The 23332-nt window shown below is 70.4% G+C and carries 18 protein-coding genes; 8 read left to right on the forward strand and 10 right to left on the reverse strand.

The window, feature by feature from the left end:
- Positions 1-207 precede the first annotated feature (207 nt).
- From ACYVIH_RS16955 to ACYVIH_RS16975, 5 genes are all read right to left on the reverse strand, one after another.
- The gene (locus ACYVIH_RS16955; RefSeq protein ID WP_460870674.1) at positions 208-984 is read right to left on the reverse strand and encodes an ABC transporter ATP-binding protein; all 777 of its coding nucleotides are present in this window, start codon (positions 982-984) and stop codon (positions 208-210) included.
- Entirely contained in the window at positions 981-1940 is a 960-nt protein-coding gene (locus ACYVIH_RS16960) for an ABC transporter ATP-binding protein (protein WP_460870675.1), read from the reverse strand. The genes ACYVIH_RS16955 and ACYVIH_RS16960 overlap by 4 nt, the downstream gene beginning before the upstream one ends.
- A complete protein-coding gene (locus ACYVIH_RS16965) occupies positions 1930-2925 on the reverse strand; it encodes a branched-chain amino acid ABC transporter permease (RefSeq protein ID WP_460870676.1) in 996 nt (331 codons plus the stop codon). Before ACYVIH_RS16965 ends, ACYVIH_RS16960 begins: the two co-directional genes overlap by 11 nt.
- Positions 2926-2940: 15 nt before the next feature.
- Complete coding sequence (locus tag ACYVIH_RS16970; protein WP_460870677.1) at positions 2941-4278, reverse strand: branched-chain amino acid ABC transporter permease; 1338 nt, start codon at positions 4276-4278, stop codon at positions 2941-2943.
- A 211-nt stretch (positions 4279-4489) separates the two neighbouring features.
- A complete protein-coding gene (locus ACYVIH_RS16975) occupies positions 4490-5248 on the reverse strand; it encodes a DUF554 domain-containing protein (RefSeq protein WP_460870678.1) in 759 nt (252 codons plus the stop codon).
- A gap of 160 nt (positions 5249-5408) precedes the next feature.
- Here ACYVIH_RS16975 and ACYVIH_RS16980 point away from each other — a divergent pair, with 160 nt between their 5' ends.
- Positions 5409-5996: a GNAT family N-acetyltransferase gene (locus ACYVIH_RS16980; RefSeq protein ID WP_460870679.1), complete on the forward strand. Its 588-nt coding sequence runs from the start codon at positions 5409-5411 to the stop codon at positions 5994-5996.
- A 7-nt stretch (positions 5997-6003) separates the two neighbouring features.
- On the opposite strand, the gene ACYVIH_RS16985 is transcribed toward ACYVIH_RS16980, so the two are convergent.
- Complete coding sequence (locus tag ACYVIH_RS16985; protein WP_460870680.1) at positions 6004-6447, reverse strand: PaaI family thioesterase; 444 nt, start codon at positions 6445-6447, stop codon at positions 6004-6006.
- 65 nt (positions 6448-6512) lie between these two features.
- On the opposite strand from ACYVIH_RS16985, the gene polA reads away from it, so the two are divergent.
- Positions 6513-9212 carry a DNA polymerase I gene (polA, locus tag ACYVIH_RS16990; protein ID WP_460870681.1) on the forward strand — a complete coding sequence of 900 codons (2700 nt, stop codon included), beginning with the start codon at positions 6513-6515 and terminating at the stop codon, positions 9210-9212.
- A 114-nt stretch (positions 9213-9326) separates the two neighbouring features.
- Entirely contained in the window at positions 9327-9722 is a 396-nt protein-coding gene (locus tag ACYVIH_RS16995; RefSeq protein ID WP_460870682.1) for a hypothetical protein, read from the forward strand.
- Between the two features lie 45 nt (positions 9723-9767).
- On the opposite strand, the gene ACYVIH_RS17000 is transcribed toward ACYVIH_RS16995, so the two are convergent.
- The gene (locus ACYVIH_RS17000) at positions 9768-11030 is read right to left on the reverse strand and encodes a lipopolysaccharide biosynthesis protein (RefSeq protein ID WP_460870683.1); all 1263 of its coding nucleotides are present in this window, start codon (positions 11028-11030) and stop codon (positions 9768-9770) included.
- Positions 11031-11113: 83 nt separating this feature from the next.
- Here ACYVIH_RS17000 and ACYVIH_RS17005 point away from each other — a divergent pair, with 83 nt between their 5' ends.
- Together ACYVIH_RS17005 and ACYVIH_RS17010 are read left to right on the forward strand one after the other, a co-directional pair.
- The gene (locus ACYVIH_RS17005; RefSeq protein WP_460870684.1) at positions 11114-12847 is read left to right on the forward strand and encodes a hypothetical protein; all 1734 of its coding nucleotides are present in this window, start codon (positions 11114-11116) and stop codon (positions 12845-12847) included.
- A gap of 51 nt (positions 12848-12898) precedes the next feature.
- The gene (locus ACYVIH_RS17010; protein ID WP_460870685.1) at positions 12899-13045 is read left to right on the forward strand and encodes a hypothetical protein; all 147 of its coding nucleotides are present in this window, start codon (positions 12899-12901) and stop codon (positions 13043-13045) included.
- Between the two features lie 86 nt (positions 13046-13131).
- Here the strand turns inward: ACYVIH_RS17010 and ACYVIH_RS17015 are convergent, their stop codons facing one another.
- Positions 13132-14295: a glycosyltransferase family 4 protein gene (locus ACYVIH_RS17015; protein WP_460870686.1), complete on the reverse strand. Its 1164-nt coding sequence runs from the start codon at positions 14293-14295 to the stop codon at positions 13132-13134.
- A gap of 66 nt (positions 14296-14361) precedes the next feature.
- Between ACYVIH_RS17015 and ACYVIH_RS17020 the strand changes: the two genes are divergently transcribed.
- Together ACYVIH_RS17020 and ACYVIH_RS17025 are read left to right on the forward strand one after the other, a co-directional pair.
- Positions 14362-15114, forward strand: coding sequence for a class I SAM-dependent methyltransferase (locus tag ACYVIH_RS17020; RefSeq protein WP_460870687.1), 753 nt, complete (start codon positions 14362-14364; stop codon positions 15112-15114).
- Entirely contained in the window at positions 15111-19235 is a 4125-nt protein-coding gene (locus tag ACYVIH_RS17025; protein WP_460870688.1) for an alpha-(1->3)-arabinofuranosyltransferase domain-containing protein, read from the forward strand. Before ACYVIH_RS17020 ends, ACYVIH_RS17025 begins: the two co-directional genes overlap by 4 nt.
- Here ACYVIH_RS17025 and ACYVIH_RS17030 read toward each other — a convergent pair.
- A complete protein-coding gene (locus tag ACYVIH_RS17030) occupies positions 19136-20332 on the reverse strand; it encodes an acyltransferase family protein (protein ID WP_460870689.1) in 1197 nt (398 codons plus the stop codon). The genes ACYVIH_RS17025 and ACYVIH_RS17030 overlap by 100 nt on opposite strands.
- Complete coding sequence (locus ACYVIH_RS17035) at positions 20329-22209, reverse strand: hypothetical protein (RefSeq protein ID WP_460870690.1); 1881 nt, start codon at positions 22207-22209, stop codon at positions 20329-20331. The genes ACYVIH_RS17030 and ACYVIH_RS17035 overlap by 4 nt, the downstream gene beginning before the upstream one ends.
- Before the next feature lie 117 nt (positions 22210-22326).
- Between ACYVIH_RS17035 and ACYVIH_RS17040 the strand changes: the two genes are divergently transcribed.
- On the forward strand, positions 22327-23325 hold the full coding sequence (locus tag ACYVIH_RS17040; protein WP_460870691.1) for a PorA family protein: 999 nt from the start codon (positions 22327-22329) through the stop codon (positions 23323-23325).
- Positions 23326-23332 lie beyond the last annotated feature (7 nt).

The raw sequence follows: 23332 nt of genomic DNA on the forward strand, positions 1-23332 counted from the left end.
AGTGACCACCGCCCAGGGTGGGGAACTTCGATGAGCATCACTGGGGAATTCCGGCGAGCGCCATCAACCGGTGTCGACTTCGCCAGTGTCGTGGACGCATCCTGAGCGATACGCCCCGTGTGGAGCGTCCATAACCCCGCGTTACATGAAGGAGCCCCGCCGACCTGGTCCTGTCGGCGGGGCTCCGGCGTGCTCGGGTGCGTCGGTTCAGGCCTTGGCCAGCGTCCCGAGGTACAGCTCGATGACCTTGGGGTCGTTGATGAGGTCCTTGCCCGAGGCGGTGTAGGCGTTGCGACCCTGGTCGAGGACGTAGCCGCGGTCGGCGATCTGGAGGCAGCGGCGAGCGTTCTGCTCGACCATGATCACCGAGACGCCGGCGCGGTTGATGCGCCGTGTCTGCACGAAGACCTCGTCCTGGAGCACCGGCGACAGACCGGCCGAGGGCTCGTCGAGGAGCAGCACCGAAGGCTCCATCATCAGTGCGCGGCCCATCGCGACCATCTGCCGCTCACCGCCCGACAGCGAGCCGGCGCGCTGGTTGCGACGGTCGTACAGGGCAGGGAACAGCTCGCCGACGAACTCGAAGCGCTTCTTGAACGACTTGGGGCGCTGGTAGACGCCCATCTCGAGGTTCTCCTGGATGGTGAGGGAGGGGAAGATGTTGTTCGTCTGTGGGACGAACCCGATCCCCTTGGTCACCAGGGTGTCGGCACGCTGGTTGGTGATCTCCTCACCGTTGAGCAGGACGCTCCCGGAGTGTATCTTCACGAGTCCGAAGAGGGCCTTCAACAGCGTCGACTTGCCCGCGCCGTTGGGACCGATGATGCCGACCAGCTCGTTCTTCTGGCAGTACAGGTCGGCGCCGTTGAGGATGTTGACACCTGGCAGGTAGCCCGCGGTCAGGTTGTCGGCGCGGAGCACGGCGCCCTCAGCGGCCTTCAGGTGCGCCTCGCGTGCTGCCTTGTCGCCCTCGACGGTGCTCATGGCTGCTCCTCGCTCTGGTCGTGCTCTGCCTGGGCTTCCTGGAGGATCTGCTCCTCCTCCTCGAAGCTGAGGACCTGGTCGTGGTGGGAGCCAAGGTAGGCGTCGATCACGCGCTGGTCGCCCATCACCGAGTCCGGTGGACCCTCCGCGATCACCTGCCCCTGGGCCATCACGATCACCCAGTCGGAGATGTCGCGGACCATGTCCATGTCGTGCTCGACGAACAGGACCGTCATACCGTCCTCGCGCAGCGACTTCACGTGGCCGAGCAGGGACTGCTTGAGTGCCGGGTTGACCCCCGCCATCGGCTCGTCGAGCATCACCAGCTCGGGCTCCACCATGAGCGCGCGGGCCATCTCGAGGAGCTTGCGCTGGCCACCGGAGAGCGAGCCGGCGAAGTCCTCACGCTTCGCGTCGAGCTTGAAGCGCTCCAGGAGCTGATCGGCGCGTTCGGTGATCGCCTGCTCCTGGCCGCGCCAGAGGAAGGAGAACATCGAGCGCAGCAGGCTCTCCCCGGACTGGCCGGTGGCGCCGATCCGCATGTTCTCGATCACCGAGAGCTTGGCGAGCACCTTGGTCAGCTGGAAGGTCCGGACCATGCCCAGCCGGGCCACGCGATAGGCGGGCATGCCGGCCAGGCTGGTGCCGTTGAAGCTCCAGCTGCCGGCGTCGGGCTTGTCGAAGCCGGTGAGGAGGTTGAAGAACGTCGTCTTGCCGGCGCCGTTGGGTCCGATCAGGGCGGTGATGGCTCCGCGCTGGATCTCGACGTGTTCGACGTCGACGGCGGTCAGACCACCGAAGAGCCGCTTCACGCCGTCGGCGACCACGATGGGGTCCGGCTTGGGAGCGCCGGGCTCGTGGGCGACGTCGGTCAGGGCCTGCCGCGCCGCCGTGGCGCGGCCCCGGTCGACGAACGGGGCGCCCCCGGCTGCGGGGGAGGTGGTCTCAGCGGGCATCGATCGCCAGCTCCCTTCGGTCTCCGAAGATCCCTTGTGGTCGGAAGATCATCAACAGCATCAGCGCGAGGCCCATGATGATCAGTCGCATCAGGCTGGCTTGCTGGTTGGTCATGATCCACTCCGGCATGAACGGGTCCGCGCCGCGGGTGAGCACACCGAAGAACAGGTCGAGGAAGGTGATCAGGAACCAGAACAGGATCGACCCGACCACGGGCCCGAAGACGCGAGCCGCGCCGCCGAGCAGCAGGACCGTGTAGGCGAAGAAGGTCGTGTCCGTCGCCACCCAGGTCGGGTTCATGTTCGTGTGTTGCAGGGCCACGATGAAGCCGGCGAAGGCTCCGAAGAGACCACCGATGATCAGGGACTGCATCTTGTAGAAGTAGACGTTCTTGCCGAGGCTGCGGACCGCGTCCTCGTCCTCGCGGATGCCCTTGAGGACCCGCCCCCACGGGCTGCGCATGAGCAGCCAGACAACGAGCACACCGAGCGCGACCAGCGCCCAGCCGACGGTCAGCAACCAGAAGTCGAACGGTCGCCAGGCCACGAAACCGAGGTCAACGCGGGAGCTGAACGGGTTCATCTCCACGAACGATCGCTGGAAGTTGATCAGACCGTCCTGCCCACCGAACCAGTCCAGCAGGGTCACCGACCCCAAGGTCTGGCGGATGATCTCCGCGGCGGCGATCGTCACGATGGCCAGGTAGTCCGCACGCAGCCGGAGCGTCGGGATGCCCAGCAGGATCGCGAGCACCACCGAGAGCACCAGACCGACGACGATGCCCAGCCAGAACGGCAGTCCCCATGTGGCCACGAACGCGGCCATGAAGTAGCCGCCGACCGCCATGAAGCCCGCCTGGCCGAAGTTCAGCAGACCGGTGTACCCGAACTGCACGTTGAGGCCGATCGCAGCCAGGGCGTAGACCACCGCGGTCGGCCCGAGCGCCTGCTGGAGGGAGCCACTGAGCAAGTTCAAGATGTCCATGGTTCTCTCCTGGCCTTATCCGACGCGCTCGGCGCGACCGAGCAGGCCCTGGGGACGGAACAGCAGCGCGAGGATCAACACCAGCAGCGCACCGACGAACTTCAGCTCGGCGGGGACGAAGAGCGTGGACACCTCGATGAAGATCCCGATGATGAACGACCCGAGGATGGCTCCCCAGACCGTGCCGAGACCGCCGAGGACGACGGCGGCGAAGACCAGCAGCAGGATCTTGAAGCCGACCTGGTAGTCGAATCCCTGCGTCATGCCGAGCAGCACCCCTGACAGGCCGGCGAGTCCGGCGCCGACCGCCCAGACCACCGAGATCACCCGGTCGACGTTGATGCCCGACGACGCGGCCAGGGCCGGGTTGTCGGAGACGGCACGCGTCGCCTTGCCCAGCCGGGTCTTCTGGATCGCCAGCGTCACGATCACGAGGACGAGGGTGGCGAAGATGATCACACCCACGTCCTTCGGCGTGATCGACACCTGGCCGATCTGCCACGGGGCGGGGCTGGTCCACTGGGAGTAGTTGTGGTTACCGGCGCCGGCGAAGTACTGGTACAGGTTCCGCAGGAAGATCGACAGACCGATGCTCACGATCATCGCTGCGATCAGGCCGGTGCCACGCCGGCGCAGGGGCTTCCAGAGGACCTTGTCCTGGGTCCAGCCGAACAGCGTGGAGATCACCAGGGCCACGGCGACCGCGGTCACCATCGTGATGTTGGTGCCCCCGACGGTGATGTCACCGGGCAGCCGGTCGATGAACAGAGCGACCAGCGCGCCGAAGGTGATCAGCTCGCCGTGGGCGAAGTTGGTCAGCCCAGTGGTCCCGAAGATCATCGACAGGCCGAGCGCCGCCATCGCCAGCAGCAGCGAGAACACCAGGCCGCCCACCGCGAGCTGGAGCGCACGCACGCCGAGCCCGGTGCCCGTGGTGCCTTCGCCGATCGGGAAGGTCACCGAGATGTCGGCGGAGATGCGCACCTGCCGCTTCAGCTCGACCTGCTCGGGGTCGCGCAGCTCGGTGCCTTCCGGCAGCGTCTCTTCGTCGAGCTTGATGGTGTAGGTCTCGCCGACCACGTCGATGTCCTCGCCCAGCGGGATGCTGAAGAGGCCGTCGGCGTCGGAGGTCGCCGTGCCGACCACCTCGCCTGCATCGTCCTCGACGCTGATCTCGACGCCCTCGACCGGAGCCGGCGGCTTTTCCCGGGTGTCGACCAGCTTGCCCTTGACGTCGATGACGCTGTCTTCCTCGGATGTCGCGACCGGGCCCGCCGCCTGCGCCGGTCCGAACGTGAGGAGAACTGCGAACAACGACATCAGGGCAAGCGCGGCGATCCTGCTAACACGCACTCGCACGGAATCTCCCGTCGCTCTTCCAATGTCTGGGGCGGGACTATAGCGATCACTGTGATCTGGGACACGTTGATCCGCCGACTCCACCCCCCGGCCGTGTCGGTGAGATCACACTAGAGGTGGATGCACCCACTGGCAGCACCCGCCGTGCAACAAACCTGCAACGGTCTCTGGTCCGGCGTCCATCCGGAGCACCGAGCAGAGCTGCTCAACGGAAGACGATGACCAGCTGGGTCAGCAACGGGGCGATCAGCAGGCCCGGAAGCAGATCGCCGACGGGCAGCTGCTTGATGCGGAGCAGGCGCAGCGCCACTCCCACGAGCATCAGCCCCCCAGTCGTGGTCAGGGCGGCCAGGTGGGCGTCGGGAAGGAACTCTCCGAGCCCGGCACCGAGCAGCGTCAGGCTTCCCTGTACGACGATCACCGCGATCGCGCTGAACGCCACGCCCCACCCGAGCGACGCCGCGAACGCGATCGCCGCGAACCCGTCGAGAGCCGCCTTGAGGAACAGCTGGTCTGGACCGTTGCCGAGCCCGTCGTTGATGGACCCCAGGATGGTCAGCGGACCGACGCAGAAGACCAGCGAGCTGGCGACGAAACCTTCGATGAACCGCTGCCGGTCCGCGCTCTCCTCACGACCGCCGGCTCGGGCGTGGAGGCGGGCCTGCAGCCAGGCGCCGAACCCCTCGAGCCGGTCCTCGATGCCCAGGACCGAGCCGATGATGCCGCCGACGAGGAGCGACCCGAGCACGATCAGCATCGGGGCGCTGTCGCCGACGGCGGCGTTCCAGGCGGCGTCGGTGATGCTGGCGGCCGAGAGCGCGGCGATCAGCAGGGTCACCAGACCGAGGCCGTCGGTGACCACGTCCCGGGTGCGTTGGCTGAGCCGATGGCCGACCAGCACGCCGATGACTGTGCCGATCAGCACAGTGGCGACGTTGACGAGCGTGCCGAGGCCAGGGAACACCGTGACTCCTCTACCGAATCCGGACCAACAGGCGTAATCTTCCACCTCGTCTGCTGCGTACGGATACGGGGACCGTCAGCGGGGGACCTGGGCGTGTTTACCGTTCAGGATTTTCGGTTATCGGTGACATGTCACCGTCCATGCAGAAGGGGTGTCCCGGTTGTCCCGAGCTCCGGTCCAGGTCCGCGATGCCACTCCTGAGGACGCTGCCGCGCTGGTCGCGGTGTGGGGTGACTTCCGGCGGGCCGGCGAGCGCTCGACCGAGCAGGCGGTCTCCGAGGCGGCCAGCGCGGTGGCCAGGATCGCTGCTGACCCCGACGAGCGTCTCCTGGTCGGGCTCATCGACGACGAGGTGGTGGGCGCGGCGCACCTGCTGCGTGCGGCCACCTCGCCGATCCACACCGAGACCGCGATCCACATCACCCACCTGCACGTGCTCGGTGGGCACCGCCGGCACGGCGTCGGCAAGGCGCTGATCGAGGCCGCGGTCTCGTGGGGCGAGGAGAAGGAGACGTCGCACCTGCTCGCGGCGGCGTCGGTGCACTCCCGGGATGCCAACCGGTTCATGGCCAGGCTGGGTCTCAGCCAGGTCGCCATCGTGCGGGGCGCCACGATCCCGGCGCTCCGGGCCAAGCTGCCCGTCGAGCCGCCCGCATGCGCGATGGTCTCCGGGCGCAACCACCGCACCGTGGGTCAGGTGCTCGCCCAACGGCGGCTGCAGCGCCGGGCCCAGGCCAAGCAGGGCTGAGGGCAGGTCAGTCCTCCTGGCGCACCGGCACCAGTGCGCAGGTGATCCGCGAGGTGCACAGCCGCTTGCCCTGCTCGTCGGTGATCACGACCTCGTAGCAGGCCGAGGTGCGCCCCAGGTGGATCGCGGTCGCCGTACCGGTCACCACACCCTCACGCGCGGACCGGTGGTGGGTGGCGTTGATGTCCACGCCCACTGCCTGCCGGTCGGGGTAGGCGTGCATCGCCGAGCCGACCGAGCCGAGGCTCTCGGCGAGCACGACGGACGCGCCACCGTGCAGCAGGCCGTAGGGCTGGGTGTTGCCGGCGACCGGCATCCGGCCGACCACGCGCTCCGGGGAGACCTCGAGCAGCTCGACGCCCATCTTCTCGTTGAGGGCGCCCATCGGGAACTGCCGCAGGAACTCTGCGTGCTCGGGGGTGTCCGTGGCGGGTGGCGTCATGTGGTCCATGGCGTCATTGTCCCGGCCCGCCCGCCGGTCGAGTCCTGGGGGTGGCCCCGGCTAAGGTCGGACCCGTGTCGAACCAGCCCCCCGAAACCGGTCAGCGTCCCCGCCTGCTCCTGCTCGACGGCCACTCGCTGGCCTACCGCGCGTTCTTCGCGCTCCCGGTGGAGAACTTCTCCACCACGACCGGGCAGCCGACCAACGCGGTCTACGGCTTCACCTCGATGCTCATCAACGTGCTGCGCGACGAGCGGCCGACCCACGTGGGTGTCGCCTTCGACGTCTCCCGGGACACCTTCCGCGTCGCGGAGTACTCCGAATACAAGGCGAACCGGTCGGCCTCGCCGGACGAGTTCAAGGGCCAGGTCTCGCTGGTCAAGGAGGTCCTCGCCGCGCTCCGGGTCGCCACGATCGAGAAGGAGGGCTACGAGGCCGACGACGTGATCGCGACCCTGGCGACCCAGGCCGTCGCGCAGGGCTTCGAGGTGCTGATCTGCACCGGCGACCGCGACACGCTGCAGCTCGTCGGTGACTCCTGCACGGTCCTCTACCCCCGCAAGGGGGTCTCCGACCTGGCCCGGATGACACCCGAGGCGGTGCAGGAGAAGTACGGCGTGGAGCCCGGCCGCTACCCCGAGATCGCCGCCCTGGTGGGGGAGACCTCCGACAACCTGCCCGGTGTGCCCGGCGTCGGCCCGAAGACCGCGGCGAAGTGGATCAACCAGTACGACGGCCTCGACAACGTGATCACCCACGCCGACGAGATCAAGGGCAAGGCCGGTGACTCCCTGCGCGCGCACCTCGGCGACGTGATTCGCAACCGTCGCCTCAACGCACTCGTCTGCGACCTCCAGCTGACCGCCACCCCGACCGACCTCGCCGTGCAGCCCTGGGACCGCCAGGAGGTCCACAAGATCTTCGACGGCCTGGAGTTCCGGGTGCTGCGCGACCGGCTGTTCGCGACGCTCGAGTCGGAGGAGGAGATCGAGGAGGAGGGTTTCACCGTCGACGGCGTGCGCCTCGCCCAGGGCCAGCTGGCCGGCTGGCTCGAGCAGCATGCCGCGACCCAGGACGCCCGGGTCGGTGTGCAGGTCCAGGGCGGCTGGCGGGCGGGCACCGGCGACGTGTTCTCGGTGGCGCTCGCCACGGGGGACGGCTCGGCGGCGTGGATCGACGTCGAGCAGCTGAGCCCGGAGGACGACGAGGCGCTCGGCGACTGGCTGGCCGATGCCGACCGCCCGAAGGTGCTGCACGACGCCAAGGGGCCGATGCTGGCCCTGGCCGCACGAGGCTGGTCCCTGCGCGGCCTGGAGCGTGACACCGCCCTCTCGGCGTACCTCGCCCGCCCCGACCAGCGCTCCTACGACCTGGCCGACCTCACCTTGCGCTACCTCAAGCGCGAGCTGCGTCAGGACACCGTCGACGACGGCCAGCTGACCTTCGACGCCCTCGGCGAGGACTCCTCCGGCGACGTCTCGATGCTGCAGGCGCGCGCGGTGCTCGACCTGGCCGCCGCGCTCGACGACGAGCTCGAGGAGCGTGGCGGCACCCGCCTGCTCGCCGACGTCGAGCTGCCGCTGGTCTACGTGCTCGCCGAGCTCGAGCGCACGGGCGTCGCCGTCGACGTGGCGCACCTGGAAGGCCTCGAGGCGCACTTCGCCGCGGAGGTGAAGCGAGCCGCCGACGAGGCCTTCGACGTGATCGGTAAGGAGATCAACCTCGGCTCGCCCAAGCAGCTGCAGGTGGTGCTCTTCGACGAGCTGAACATGCCGAAGACCAAGCGCACCAAGACCGGCTACACCACCGACGCCGACGCGTTGCAGCAGCTCTACGTCAAGACCGAGCACCCGTTCCTGCTCGCCCTGCTGCGCCACCGTGACGTCTCGCGGCTGCGCCAGACCGTGGAGGGGCTGCTCAAGACCGTCCAGCCCGACGGCCGGATCCACACCACGTTCAACCAGATGATCGCCGCGACCGGCCGGCTGTCGAGCACCGACCCGAACCTGCAGAACATCCCGGTCCGCACCGAGGAGGGCCGCCGGATCCGCGAGGCCTTCGTGGTCGGCGAGGGGTTCGAGTCGCTGATGACGGCCGACTACAGCCAGATCGAGATGCGGATCATGGCGCACCTGTCCGAGGACGCCCTGCTGATCGAGGCGTTCCGCTCCGGCCGCGACTTCCACTCGGTCACGGCCTCGCGCGTCTTCGACGTCGACGCTGCCGAGGTGACCCCGGAGATGCGGGCCAAGATCAAGGCGATGAACTACGGGCTGGCCTACGGACTGTCGGCCTACGGGCTCTCGCAGCAGCTCGGCATCGAGACCGGTGAGGCGCGCGGCCTCATGGACGAGTACTTCGAGACCTTCGGCGGGGTCCGCGACTACCTCGCCGGGATCGTCGACGAGGCGCGTCGCTGCGGGTTCACCGAGACGATCATGGGTCGCCGCCGCTACCTGCCCGACCTCACCAGTGACAACCGCCAGCGGCGGGAGATGGCCGAGCGGATGGCGCTCAACGCGCCGATCCAGGGCTCGGCCGCCGACATCATCAAGGTGGCCATGCTCAACGTCGACCGCGCGCTGAAGGACGAGGGGCTCCGGTCGCGGATGCTGCTCCAGGTCCACGACGAGCTGGTGCTCGAGGTCGCACCCGGTGAGCGGGAGCGGCTCGAGGAGCTGGTCCGCACCCAGATGGGCGCCGCCGCCGAGCTCACCGTGCCGCTCGACGTCTCGGTCGGCACCGGCAGGTCGTGGCACGAGGCCGCTCACTGAGCCACCGGGAGGGGGCGCTGTCCCGACGGCCGCGGCCGGGTCGTAGGACCCTTATGTATCGCCCGAGCGCGATCTAGTCTCGATTTACGGGGCAGGTTGCGAGGGAGGCGTGAGATGTCCGTCCACGGCACCGCATCACCGAAGCCGGGTGCGCACCTGGCGAGGCGGTCGAGGTCGGGGACTCCGGCCGACACCGCCTACCGACACGCCTGGTGGTCGCTCGCGCTGTACCCGGTCACCTTCGTCCTGGCGTTCGTGATCGGCGAGGGGCTGCTGTCGCTGCTGGCGGAGGACGAGGCGGAGCCGGCGTTCTGGGAAGCGCTCGTCTCGGTCACGCCGGCGCTGCTGGTGTTCGTGCTCCCCGGCGTGCTGGCCGTCAGGTCCGGACGCAAGGCGATGCGCCTCGGACGCCAGGACGGACAGGTCCCCGCCGTGGTGGGTGCGGTGATCGGCCTCGGGTTCGCCGCCCTCAACGTCCTGGCGTTCGTCGTCGGCTCGTTCACCGGCTGACCCGCCGAGCCACCCCCGCCGGGTTCCGGGCAGGTCGGTCACCGGTCAGAGCGGCGTCAGTCCGGTCTCGACGCCCGTACGCCGGACGCCCAGCCCGAGCAGCACCAGGAGCACGGCACCCTCGATCACCACGACCGCGACGAGCAGGAAGCTGATCGAGTCGACCGCAGGCGCCGTGGCGACCAGCGCGAGCAGCCCCGCCCAGACGACCGCTACCGCACGCTTGTTCTGCCTGGCCACGACGTTGTAGACGAGGAGCTGGATCATCGCCCAGATCGTGCCGACGGCCGCGAACGCCCAGATCGTCGCCGCCAGCTCGGCGTAGGCGGCACCGCCGATGAACTCCACCGCGAGCGCGTCGAACAGCCAGGCCACTCCCGTCGCCAGCAGTCCGATGCCGAGCACCATCGCCAGCGCCTTGAGGGTCATGCTGGTGCGCGCCTCGGCCTCCGACATCGACGGGAACGCGACCACCACGACGAACTGCGGCAGGAACAGCACCGCCTTCGCCAGGATCAGACCGCCGGCGTACAGGCCGCCCCGGTGGTCGTCGAGGACCACCCGCGCGATGACCACGTCCACGTTGGACAGGGCGAAGAAGGCCAGCAGGGCGTGGGAGTTGTGGAACAGCTCGCGTACCACGCGACGGCTTCGGCCCGGAGCGGCGCCGCCGGCCCCGGCCCCGTCGGTGACCGGGGTGCGCGAGGGGTGCCGCAGCGCCGCGGAGCCGACGACCACCGGTAGCACGGCACCCACCGCGACACCGGTCATCCCGCCGAGGGTGTTGTCGTCGAGCAGCAGCCCCAACGTGCCGAAGCCGACCCGGCCGAGCCCGACGGCGAGGTAGATCCCGGCCAGGGGGAGCCAGCGTCGCTCGCCCTGCAGGATCCCGGCCTGGCCACCCATCACGGTGAGCGGGATGGCGGTCAGCGCGATCATCCCGGCGGTCAGCCAGCTGTCCAGCCGGAGCACCCAGGTCACCAGCGGGATGCTGACCATGCACAGCAGCCCCACCCCGATCGCGGACTTGTAGCTGGCCGTCATGATGTCGGCCTCGATGCGCTCGAGGTCCTCCGGTGCGGCGGACACCCGGCGGGCGCCGGTGGCCTGCAGGCCGAGGGAGACCACGTTGACCACCAGCAGCAGGCCCATGACAGCCGCGAGGGCGCCGTACTCGCTGGGGCCCAGCAGCCGGGCGGCGATGATCGTGAAGCCGTAGGTGCCGAGGTTCATCACGCCCATCGCCAGCGCGATGATGCCACTGCCGAGAAGCCACGGCGGCAGGCGGCGGCCGCTGCTCTCGAGCATCGATTCAGCACTTTCGTCTGGGTGGGCGGGCTACACGATAGGTTCTGTCGCACCCTATGCCCAGCGGCGGATCGGACGAGCACGTGACACGACGGATGCAGGTCGCCGTCCGGTGGTGGCCCTGGGTCCTCGCGTTGCTGGTGACTGCTCCGCTGCTGGCGCCGGGCTACGTCCTCAGCTACGACATGGTGTTCGTCCCGGACCTTGGGATGCGCTCGGACTTCCTCGGTCTCGGCACGAGCCTGCCGAGGGCGGTCCCGTCCGACGCGCTCGTCGCCGTCGTCGACGAGGTCGTCCCCGGGATGCTGCTGCAGAAGCTCGTGCTGGTCGGAGCGCTGGTGGTCGCGGGAGCCGGGGCGCGACGGCTGGTGCCCGCCGACAGCGGCGTGGCCCAGCTCGCGGCGACCTCGGTGTACGTCTGGAACCCCTACGTCGCCGAGCGGCTGGGCATCGGGCACTGGCCGGTGCTGCTCGCCTACGCCGCGCTGCCCTGGGTGTTCGACCGTGCCCGCCGGCTGCGGCTCGGTGAGCCGGGCAACCTGCCCGCGCTCGTCGGCTGGCTGGCGCTGGCTGCGACGAGCGCGGCCGGAGGGCTGATGGCCGCCCTGGTCGCCGTGGTCGCGGTCGCCGGCCGGGGGAGTACGGCGCTGCGCACGACGTCGTGGGTCGCCGGCGCCGCCGTCGCGGTCAACGCCCCGTGGCTGGTCGCCGGCCTGGCCCGCGGCGGCGACGCCGTCACCGACCCCGACAGCGTGGCTGCCTTCGCCGCAGGAGGGGAGGGCCCGCTGCCGGTGCCGCTGTCCCTCCTGGGACTCGGCGGGATCTGGAACGACGAGGTGGTGCCGGCCTCCCGGCTCGGCTGGGCCGCCGTGGCCGCCCTGGTGGCGACGGTCGCGGTGTGCGCGGTCGGTTGGAGGAGGTGGTCGTCGTACCTGCCCGGCCGCGACCGCGCCACGCTCCTGCTCGCCGGCGCCGCCGGCCTCCTGGTCGCCATGGCGGGCGCGCTCGCCCAGCCGGTCTTGGAGTGGATCGTGGCCGAGGTGCCGGGCGGTGGGCTGTTCCGCGACGGCTCGCGCTACCTCGCGCTGCTCGCGCCGGTGGAGGCCGCGCTCTTCGGCGCGGGCGCGGCCGTGCTCACCCAGGTGCGGCTGGAGAGGCCCGGGCGGATCGCGCTCGCCGGCGGGGCCGTGCTGATGCCGCTCGCGTTGATGCCCGACCTGGCGTGGGGCCTGGGCGGCGCGCTGCGACCGGTGGCGTTCCCCGACGACTACGCCGCGGCTCGCGCGGTGCTCGCCGACCGCAGCGCCGAGCGCGACGGCGTGGTCGTCGTGCTGCCGTTCAGCTCCTACCGGCTGCCGGAGTGGAACCTCGGTCGTCGCACTCTCGACCCGGTCGGCAGGTACCTGACCCCCAACTACGTCGCCAACGACGAGCTGTCGGTCTCCGGCAAGCTGCTCGCCGGCGAGGACCCACGCGCGCGGCGCATCGCCGACCTGCTCGGACAGCGGCTCCCCGAGCCGGGACTGGTCGCTGCCCTGGCGGCTGAAGGCGTGTCCTGGGTGGTCGTCGACGTCGAGGCCCGCGCAGCGCTCGAGGAGGTGCTCGACACCCCGGAGCTCGACGGGCGGCGCCTGCTGCTGGACACCCCGCACCTGCAGGTCTACGAGCTGCCCGAGGCGCCCGCGCGGCCGGGGCCGGGGGCCGCAGCCGTGGTGGCGCAGGTCCTCGCCTGGCTGGTGGCGCTCGGCAGCGTCGCGGCCGCGCTGGCGGCCGGAAGCGTCGCCTCGGCGCGGTCGTGGGCCAAAACCCGCTCGTAGCGCCGCCTCGCTGCTATCGTTGCCTCAGTTTTCTGAGGGAGTGGAGAGATCGTGGGCGGATTCATCGCTGGTGCCGTTGCCGTGCTGATCGGCGGCGCGCTCGCCTTCGCCACGGCGGCCGGTGTGGTCTCGGTGGTCAGCGGCACGCCGCAGCAGCCCGAGACCGCTGTCATGGACTACGGCACCAACACCGACTAGCACCGCGCGCCACGGCGCGCAGACTTCGGAGGCGGTACGGCGCACAGCCGGCCGCCTCTTCGTCGTGCTGCACCGAGAACGCGCGGTCAGGGGACGACTGGGTCCTCCGCACTCACGCGCAGCCCGGCCAGGACGTCCTGGACGACGACCGCGAAGGAGCGTTGCGACTCCTCCCAGGAGAACAGGTGTGACCGCTCCCGGGCCCCCTGTCCGAGCCGGGCGAGCTCGGCGGGGTCCGACAGCAGCACCCGGATCGCCTCGGTGAGCTCGGCCTCGTCCGCCACGAGCAGGCCGGACCGGTCGTGGGCGATGGACTCACGCGTCCCCCCGGCCGACCCGTAGGCCACGGTGGGTACGCCGTGCGACCCGGCCTCGCCGACCACCAGGCCCCACCCCTCCTTGAGTGAGGGCAGGGCCATCAGCCAGGACCGGGCGTACAGCTCGTGCTTGCGCCGCTCGTCGACGTGGCCCTCGAAGACGACGAGGTCGAGCGCACCCAGCTGGGCGGCGTACTTCTTGAGGTCCTCCTCCCACCAGCCACTGCCGATGACGTGGACCCGCAGGTCGGGCAGCTCGGTGCGCAGCGCCACCGCGGCGTCGATCGCGTGCTCGACCTGCTTGTGCGGCACCAGACGGCCGACCACGCAGACGGTGGGCGTCTCGCTGCGCCGTTCCTCGACCGCCGGTGCGGGATCGGTGCCGTTGTGCACGACGGCGATGCGGCTGCCGTCGACCCCGAGCTCGATCAGCTCCTCGCGTGTGGCACGGGAGACCGCGACGTACTGGCTGCGCCGGTACAGCCACGGGGCGAGACGACGCTCGATCCACCAGCCGAGCCGACCCATCCGGCCGGGGTAGACCACCGGCCACTGCTCACGGTGGACGTGGTGCACCAGCACGATCACCGGCTTGGTGGTGCCGAGCCGGGTGAAGAACGGCAGACCGTTCTGGACGTCGACGACCAGGTCCACCTTGCCGAGCCGGCGCAGCAGCAGGTGCAGGACTCCGAGCGCGTAGATGTCGAGCTTGGTGCCGCGGCGCATGAACCGGACGCCGTCGACGACCTCGTCACGGGGTGCAGCGTCGTGGGCGGCACAGAAGATCGTGACGCGCGCGCCGCGGTCGACGAGGCCGCGCGCGACCTTCTCCACGTAACGCTCCGACCCACCGCCCTCGGGGTTGGCGGTGTCGCGCCAGTTGAAGAAGACGATGTGACGACCCCGGACCGAAGCGGGTCTCCCTCCCTGCATTCGGTCAAGGTTACCGGTCGGTCACACCTCCTGCGGGACGAATCGACAGTCGGGTAAGGTCACCGCGTGCCGCGCCCCGCCCAGCCCCACCAGCGCGTGTGGGCACCGTCGCTGCGGCGCTCGGTCGAGCTCTTCCGGGCCTTCCGCTACGAGCAGGTCGACCCGCCGCGCTTCTACACCGCGCTGGCCGAGGACTCGGTGCACCAGCTCGGGCAGTACGTCGACCTCGCCGGCCGGACCGTGCTCGACGTCGGCGGCGGTCCCGGCTTCTTCGCCGACGCCTTCGAGCATGCCGGGGCCCGCTACATCGCGCTCGACGCGGACGCCGGTGAGCTGGGCGGCCTGGGTGAGATCCGGCCGGGCACGGTGATCGGCAGCGGCATGGCGCTGCCGTTCGCGGAGGCCTCGGTGGACGTCTGCTACTCGTCGAACGTCCTCGAGCACGTGCCCGATCCCTGGCGGATGGCCGACGAGATGGTGCGGGTCACCAAGCCGGGCGGGATCACCTTCCTGTCCTACACGGTCTGGTACGGCCCTTGGGGCGGGCACGAGACCTCGCCGTGGCACTACCTGGGCGGCCGTCGCGCGCGCGAGCGCTATGCGCGCAGGCACGGGCACGAGCCGAAGAACCGCTACGGCGAGTCGTTGTTCCCGGTCACCGTCCGGGCCGCCCTGGACTGGGCCGGCCGGCTGGACGCGGGAGAGGTGCTCGACGTGTTCCCCCGCTACCACCCGCGCTGGGCGTGGGGTCTGGTCAAGGTGCCGGGCCTGCGCGAGCTCGGAACGTGGAACCTGGTGCTCGTGGTGAGGCGCCGATGAGCGTGAGCGCGACCTCCCGTCTCCGGATGGTCGGCTACTGCCTGCTGCTCGCCGCCATCGCGTTCATCCAGGCACCGGGCCGGATCGTGGCCGACACCAAGCTCGACCTCGCCGTCGACCCCGGCGGTTTCCTGGCCCGGGCCGCCGACCTGTGGGACCCGCTGGCGGCCTTCGGACAGCTGCAGAACCAGGCGTACGGCTACTTCTGGCCGATGGGACCGTTCTTCCTGCTCGGCGACGTGACGGGCATCCCGACCTGGGTGACCCAGCGGCTGTGGTGGACCCTGCTGCTGTGCCTGGCGTTCGTCGGCACGGTGAAGCTCGCCCAGGCACTACGGATCGGGCGGCCGTGGGCGCAGGTGCTCGCCGGCTTCGCGTTCGCCCTGTCCGTGCACATGCTGACCCTCCTGGGACCCACCTCGGTGGAGGCGTGGCCCTCGGCGCTCGCGCCCTGGGTGCTGCTCCCGCTGGTGCGGGCCTCGAGCGGGGGTTCACCGCGCCGTGCGGCCGCGCTCTCGGCGCTGGTCGTCGCATCGGCCGGTGGGGTGAACGCGGTCGCGGTGTCCGCCGTACTCCCGCTCGGGGTCGCGTGGCTGCTCACCCGCACCGGTGGCCCACGGCGCCGGGCTCTGTTCCTCTGGTGGACCGGCCTGACCGTCCTCGCCACGCTGTGGTGGGTGGTGCCGCTGCTGATCCTCGGGCGCTACAGCGTGCCGTTCCTGGACTACATCGAGAACGCCCCGATCACCACGCTGCCGACCAGCCTGCCGGACGTGCTCGCCGGCAGCTCGGACTGGGTTGCCTACATCTCCCCGCAGGACTGGTACGCCGGCAACCTGCTGGCCACCACGCCGTTCCTGATCGTCAACGCCGCGGTGATCGCCGCTCTGGGCCTTGCCGGGATCGCGCGTCCGGACAACCCGCACCGGCACTTCCTGGCGCTCGGCCTGCTGCTCGGAGTTGCCCTCGTGGGCTTCGGCTACACCGGCGACCTGCACGGCTGGTGGGCCGAGGAGCGCCAGGCCCTGCTCGACGCCGAGCTGGCACCGTTCCGCAACCTGCACAAGTACGACGTGGTGCTGCGCCTGCCGATCGTCTTGGGCATGGCGCACTTCGTGTCGGTGTTCCAGGCCGAGCCGCGGCTGCTGCGGGAACGGCTGATCCGGTGGGCGGCGGTCGTCGCGGCGGCGGTCTCGGTGGCCGGGGTGGCCGCACCCGCCTACGCCGGCCAGCTCGCGCCCGAGGGCTCGTTCAAGAACGTGCCCACCTACTGGGAGGAGGCCGCTCGCTACCTCGGCGAGCAGGAGGACGGCCTGGCGCTGGAGATTCCGGCGAGCGCGTTCGGCGACTACATCTGGGGCCGCCCCCACGACGACGTGCTGCAGCCTCTGGCGGCCAGCCCATGGGCGGTGCGCAACATCGTTCCCCTCGCACAGCCGGGCAACGTGCGGCTGCTCGACGCGGTGACCGAGGTGGTGGAGTCAGGGCGGCCGAGCAGCACGCTGGCCGACTTCCTCGCCGCCAACGGGATCGGCCGGCTGGTGGTGCGCAACGACCTCGCGTTCACCTCCGACGCTCCTGACCCGGTCGTCCTGCACCAGGCCCTGGACCGGTCACCCGGACTGCACCTGGATCGCCGCAACGCCCGGTTCGGTCCCTACCTCGGCAGCTTCCCGATCTCCGAGCGCCAGGGCAACCGCTGGGTGGCCAACCGCGGTAGGCAGGCCGGCTACTACGCGATCGAGGTCTACGAGGTCACCGGCACCGCCGAGCGGGTCACTGCCTGGGAGGTGTCCTCGGTGCCTGTGGTGTCGGGTACGCCGAGCGCCGGGCTCACCTGGGGCGAGCGCCTGCTGGCCGGCCCGTCGGTGTTGATCGGCGACCGCTCCCCGGCCTTCGACAACAGCCCCGTGGTGGCCACCGACGGGCTCAAGCGGCGCGAGACCGCGTTCACCGCGGTGCGGCACAACACCTCGGCGACGATGGCCGAGGGCGAGGACTGGGCGCTGAGCTCGGTGGTGCCCAACCACCGGTTGTACGACGACCAGGCGCGCTGGGAGACCGTCACCCGCTGGTGGGGCGTGGACCGCGTGACCGCGTCCAGCGCACAGTCGGACGCCTCGACGCTGCCGCCGGTGCGGCGCGACCGGAGCCCCGCCGCCGCGGTCGACGGCTTCCCGGGAAGCTCGTGGGTCTCCGGTGGCCTCGACGGCGCCGTCGGCCAGTGGTGGCGGGTCGACCTGCGCCGGCCCGCGGACCTGGACGAGATCACGGTGCGGATGGGTCCCGCCTACGGCCGGCCGGTGACCGCGCTGCGGCTCACCACGTCCCAGGGGACGGAGCCCGTGGAGGCGCCGTCGCCCGGCCGAGTCGGTGTGCTCGACCTGCCTGAGGGCGGGGGCGTCACCGACTTCGTCAAGATCGAGGCACTCCGGGTGCCCGGCGGGGGCGAGGGACACCACTTCGCGCTCGCCGAGGTCGCCCTGCCCGGCGTCGAGATCGACCGGGCGCTCGCCCTGCCGCCGACCGACTCCCAGCCCGACCGGATCCTGCTCGCCCGCGACCAGGGCCGGAGCCCGTGCGTGGAGACCGCCGGTCCGGTGATCTCCTGCAACGACACCTGGGCGGTCGCGGGGGAGGACTTCGACAGCCTCCAGCGAGTCGTCCCCGTCGCTCGCAGGCAGCGCTTCGACCTCCACCTGAGCGCGTCGGTGCGCCAGCGCAGCGTCGCCACGCGCGCGTTGGCGGCGCACCTGCCGGTGCGCGTGGAGACCTCCAGCGACTGGTCCCGGCACCCGCTCGCCGGGGGCCTGGCCGCGGTCGACGACGACCCCACCACCGCCTGGGTCGCCCGGTCCCGGCTCGACCCGGACTCGCTGGCGCCGCCTCGGGAGTCGATGACGCTGCGCTGGGACCGCCCAGTGCGGCTGAGCCGGATCGCGTTCGACCTACGGCGGAACACTCCGGCTGCCTTTCCCACGTCGGTCACGTTGCTCACCGACCGGGAGGGGCAGCCCGAGGACGACCGCAAGGACGAGCGCGCCACCGTCCGGCTCGACGACGGAGTCGGGGAGTTCGAGCCGTTCGTGACCGACGAGGTGACCATCCGCTTCGACGGCGTCGAGCAGGCATTCTTCACCGACGGCCTCTCCGGCGGCCCGCTGCCCGTCGGGGTCGCGGAGGTGTCCTTCCCTGGAGCCCGCGTCCCCACGATCGACAGGCACGAGCAGCTCGACCTCGGGTGCGGCAGTGGCCCCGAGGTGATGGTGAACGGCGTGCGGACCCAGACCCGCGTCGCCTCCACGCTCGCCAGGCTGATGGCGGGCGAACCGGTCCGGGTGCTTCCGTGCGGTGAGGGCACCGTCGAGCTCGAGAAGGGGGAGAACCGGATCGGTGTGTCCCCGTCCCGGCTGATGCGGCCGGAGACGCTGCGGCTGGTCTCGGACTCGGTTCCCGCGTTGACCCGGCCGCAGCGGGTCTCGACCGCGGTCCGTGACTGGACGGCCACCGAGCGCACGGTCGAGGTCAGTGACCGTGACCAACCGACTCTGCTGGTCGTGGCCGAGAACGCGAACGACGGCTGGGTCGCCACCCTCGACGGCGAGGAGCTGCAGCCGCAGCGCGTGGACGGCTGGAAGCAGGGCTGGGTCCTGCCTGCCGGAGCCGCGGGGGAGGTGCGGCTGGCGTTCACTCCCAACGGCTCCTACCAGGCCGGTCTCCTCGGCGGTGCTGTCCCGGTGCTGCTGGTGCTGCTCGCCGCGCTGCTGCCGGCGCGTCGGCGTCCGGCTCCTGCCCTCCGCACAGCGGCCGTCGGGCCGCTGGTGGTCGCGGTGGGGGTGCTCGTGGCCGGGCTCACCGGCGGATGGGTCGCGGCGGCAGCCGCGGCGTTGGCGGTCGCGGTCTCGCTGGTGGCGCCGGTGGCGACCTGGGCCGGACTGCTCGCCGGCGGACTGGTGGCGGCCGCCGGAGCGGTCCATGCGCTCGCCCGCGCCGACGAGCTGAGGCTCGTCGTGTGGCCGGCTCAGCTGCTGGCGCTCCTCGCGCTCGCGGCCGCTCTGGGTGCGCTGGGCACGAACGGCCCGCGGTTCTTCAGGCGCAGCAGCGGACGCTCGAGCACGTAGAAGCTCGCCCCGGCGAGCAGGATCGTCCCGGCCACCGTCGCCACGAACACGGTCTGGAACCCGCCCTCGAACTCGTCGACGCCGAGCGCCGCCATGGTCGCCTCGAGCACGATCAGGTGCAGGCTGAAGATGCCGTAGCTGATGTCGCCCAACCAGACCGCGAACGGGGTCGCCGCGATCCGTCGGCCAAGACCACCGTGCTCGGGACCGAACACGAGCGGCAGCACGAAGAACGCCGCGCTCACGGTGTAGAGCAGTGACTTGGCGCCGGCCTCGAAGGGCGTCGGTGTCTCCAGCAGGCGCGGACCCGCCACGGGCGTGCACGCGATCGCGAAGACCGCGGCGCCGACGAACCAGCTGCCGAACACGTCCTGGCCGATCCGGTCCGGAAGCTGCCATCGGGAGCCGGCTGGGGTCGAGGGCGCGTGCACGCTCACCAGCGCGAAGGCGATCCCGACGCCGAACCAGGGCATGAAGCCCGGCAGCCACTGGTGGTAGTGCTGGTCCAGCGGGTCGCTGTTCGACGCAGCGACCACCTGCCACGCGAAGCCCAGCGCCACCACGACGGCCAGCGCCACCAGTGCCCGGCCCGGTGCCCACCGCCGCCCCACCAGGGCAGCGGCGATAGCCGGGAGCAGCACGTAGAAGGCGACCTCGGTCGCGAGGCTCCACATCTGGCTGAGCCCCGCGGGCAGCGAGCCGGGCGTGTAGATCTGGGTCAGGGTGAGGTTGGCCAGCCACTCTCCGGCGCTCGTGCTGCCGCGGTTCTCCGGGAGCAGTAGGAGCGCTGCCACGACCGTGAGCCAGTACAACGGGAGGATCCGCAGCGCGCGCTTCCACAGGAAGTGCCGGTACGACGGCCGGGGGAGGCCTCGCGAGGCCGCCACGAAGAACGGTCTGCTGAGCAGGAAGCCCGAGAGCACGAAGAACAGCGTCACCCCGAAGTCGAGCCTGGAGAGGAATGCGCCGAGTGCGCCGCGGTGCACCTCGCCGGTCTCGAAGGCGGTGTGCGTGGCGACCACGCCGAGCGCCGCCACCGCGCGGACGGCATTGAGGCCGGGGAAGGCCCGCTCCTGCTCGGGAACCGAGGCGGTCATGGCGCGATGAAGGGCTTGGGGGTGCCGAGCGTGACGTCGTTGGTGCACAGCTGCACGTCTCCATCGAGCTCCGAGATCTTGATGGAGGAGTAGTTGCCGTCGGCCTTCACGAACAGGCTGTTCACCCCCTCGTCCACCGTCCCCTGGTAGCTCTCTTCGTCGATGGTGACCGTGATCCCGCTGTGACCGGTGCTGACGTAGCTGATCCGGATCCACCAGCCGAACCCCACGACCGGTCCGTCGAGCGGGATGGTCACTCCGCTGTCCTCGTCGGCCACGTACGCCGGACTGGGGCCCCCGGTGTCGGTGCCGTCGATCGGACAGAAATCGTCCTCGGCCGGCTCGTTGCGCAGCCAGACGTCGAGCACGACCGGCTTGATCCGGCCACGACTGTCGACCGTGTACAGCTCGTCGTTGGCGATCTCTGGGTAGGTGAACCGGTCGTACATCGAGAACATGTGGCTGTAGAGGTTGGACGGGAACGCGAACGGTCCCCAGATCCGGTCCGGTACGCCGAGGTCGACGAGCGGGATCTCCTCCCGCTTGAGGTCGGCCATGCTCTTCTCGAGGTTGGCGTAGTACCGCTCGGGACTCTTTCCCACCAGGTCGCGGCCCATGAAGCCGACCGCGGAGTACGTCGAGAGCCCGATCACCGCGGCGCACGCCGCGGCGACGTAGGTCCGGGAGTCGGCGAAGGCGTGCACCCGCTTGACCTCGACGGTCTCCTCCGCGCCGAGCAGCGGGAGGAAGGCCAGCGCCAACGAGATCGCGGCGGCCACCGCGACCTCGGTCTGGTAGCGGTACTCCAGCCCGAGACCGGGGCCGACGACGTTGGCCCGGCCGGTCGCCACGAGCAGCACGTTGGTGAACAGCAGGGCCCCGACGATCGACCAGGCCCGCTTGGAGCGGGTGCGCGACTGGTGGGCGGCGTACACGACCGCACCGATCGCCACCCACGTGACCAGCAGGACGAGGTCGGTCGGGTCGGCGAGCGCGGTGAAGACGTTGACGTTCGCCCACTGCAGGGGACCGCCGACGACGGCGCTGGCGAACGCGACGGCCACCACGTTGAACCCCAGGTCGCCCAGGGGCTGCTCGGTGACCGTGGTGGAGTCGAAGTTGATCGAGGTCGCCAGGTAGTAGGGCAGGTAGACCACGATCGGGGCAAGCTCGACGATCATGCCGGCGCGGTAGTTCCGCCACAGCCAGGCGAACCGCTCCAGCAGGTGGCCGCGGGCGAAGTAGGCGAGCGCGACCAGGCCGAACACCTCGTAGGCGACCAGCGCCTTCTCGCTGAACGCGAGCCCGAACAGGATCCAACCGAGGGTGGAGAACGCGTGCCGGAGCCGACGGGTGCGCAGGTACGTGATGTGCGAGTGGAGGCCGTAGACGATCGTGATGATCACCGGGAGCTGGTTGATGCCGGCCGCCCACCAGGTGCCGCCGGGAAGGGTGATCGAGGTGAAGAGCATGACCACCAGCGGCGGGATGATCCCCCAGCGTTCGCCGAACATGTGACGCAGCAGCCGGTAGCCACCCACGGCCGCGACCGCCTGGAAGAGCCACAGCTCCACCGCGGGGTAGAAGAAGTCCAGCGGGCCGAGCTGCGCGTTGACCCAGGTCAGCAGGAAGCCGGCAGGCATCAGGTGGCCGACGTGCGCCTCCATCAGGTACCCGGGCGTGAGGTCGGTGTCGATCGCGTCCTGGATCCACAGGAAGTCGTCGTACTGGAACCAGGCATGGGTCAGCAGCCAGCCCCGGAAGGCCAGGAAGGCCGCGATCAGGACAGCTGCGGTCAGCAGGACCGGGCGTCGCGCGAGAGGGCCCCGAGCAGTGCCGGCCACGTCCGGCTCGTGCAGAGCGGAGGTAACGGTCACGCCCGGGATGATTTCACATGTCCACGACGCGTCCGCGGATTGTGCCGAAGTCCCCCGCCCAGGGGCGTACCGACTGGTAGCGTTCGCCGGCAGGCATTCTTGAAAGAGGGAAACCCCGTGGGTAAGAAGACTGGCCTGGTGCTGACCGGCCTCGGCATGTTCGTCCTGGCGCTGGCTCTGCTCTCGCGCTTCTACATGTACGACCGGCTCGCGCAGGTCCCGCTGGACCAGGACTCCGTGTCCGCGTCCGTGGGCGACGACGCGACCGTGTTCAGCATCGCCGAGGGCGGTGAGATCACCACCGACGTGCAGTCCACCGTCAACGTGGTCGGCGACGTGGAGGCCTCCGACAAGGCCAGCGACGAGCTCGACGAGGACATCGCCGTGTGGGAGAAGCTCGTCTACACCGCCCCTCCGGGCGCGACGGTCGACGAGGACAACCCGCCGCTGTCGGCTTCCCACGACCGGATCGCCTTCAACCGGCACACCGCCGAGGTCGTCGAGTGGGAGGACACCTACATCTCCTCCTCGGCCGACATCGACACCGGCACCGAGGTCCGGGACACCGACACCCAGGTCGAGGGGCTGTACTTCAAGTTCCCGTTCAACGTGCAGAAGAAGACCTACCCCTGGTGGGACGGCTCCCTGAAGCAGGCCGTCGACATCGACTACAAGGGCACCGAGACCCTCAAGGGTCTGACCGTGTACCGCTTCGAGCAGACCATCGAGCCGACCGACGTGGGCGACATCAACGCCCCTGCGTCGATGTTCGGGCTCGAGGAGGAGGGCGACGTCACCCTCGACCGGATGTACTCCAACACCCGCACGCTGTGGGTGGAGCCGGAGACCGGCGTACTGATGAAGAGCCAGGAGGACCAGTACGTCACCGCGGAGTACCAGGGCTCCCAGGTCGCGACCCTGACCGACGTGGTCAGCATCTTCGACGACGAGACGATCACCGCCAACGTCGACGAGTACCAGCCGCTGTCCTCGCAGCTGAAGATCGTCCGGGTCTGGCTGCCGCTCCTCGGCGGGATCCTCGGTGGCGTCCTGCTCCTGGCCGGAGTCCTGCTGCTGCTGCGCGACCGGTCCCAGACCGGTCGTAGGGTGGCCTAGCCTGTCC

Source organism: Nocardioides pakistanensis (assembly GCF_054781215.1).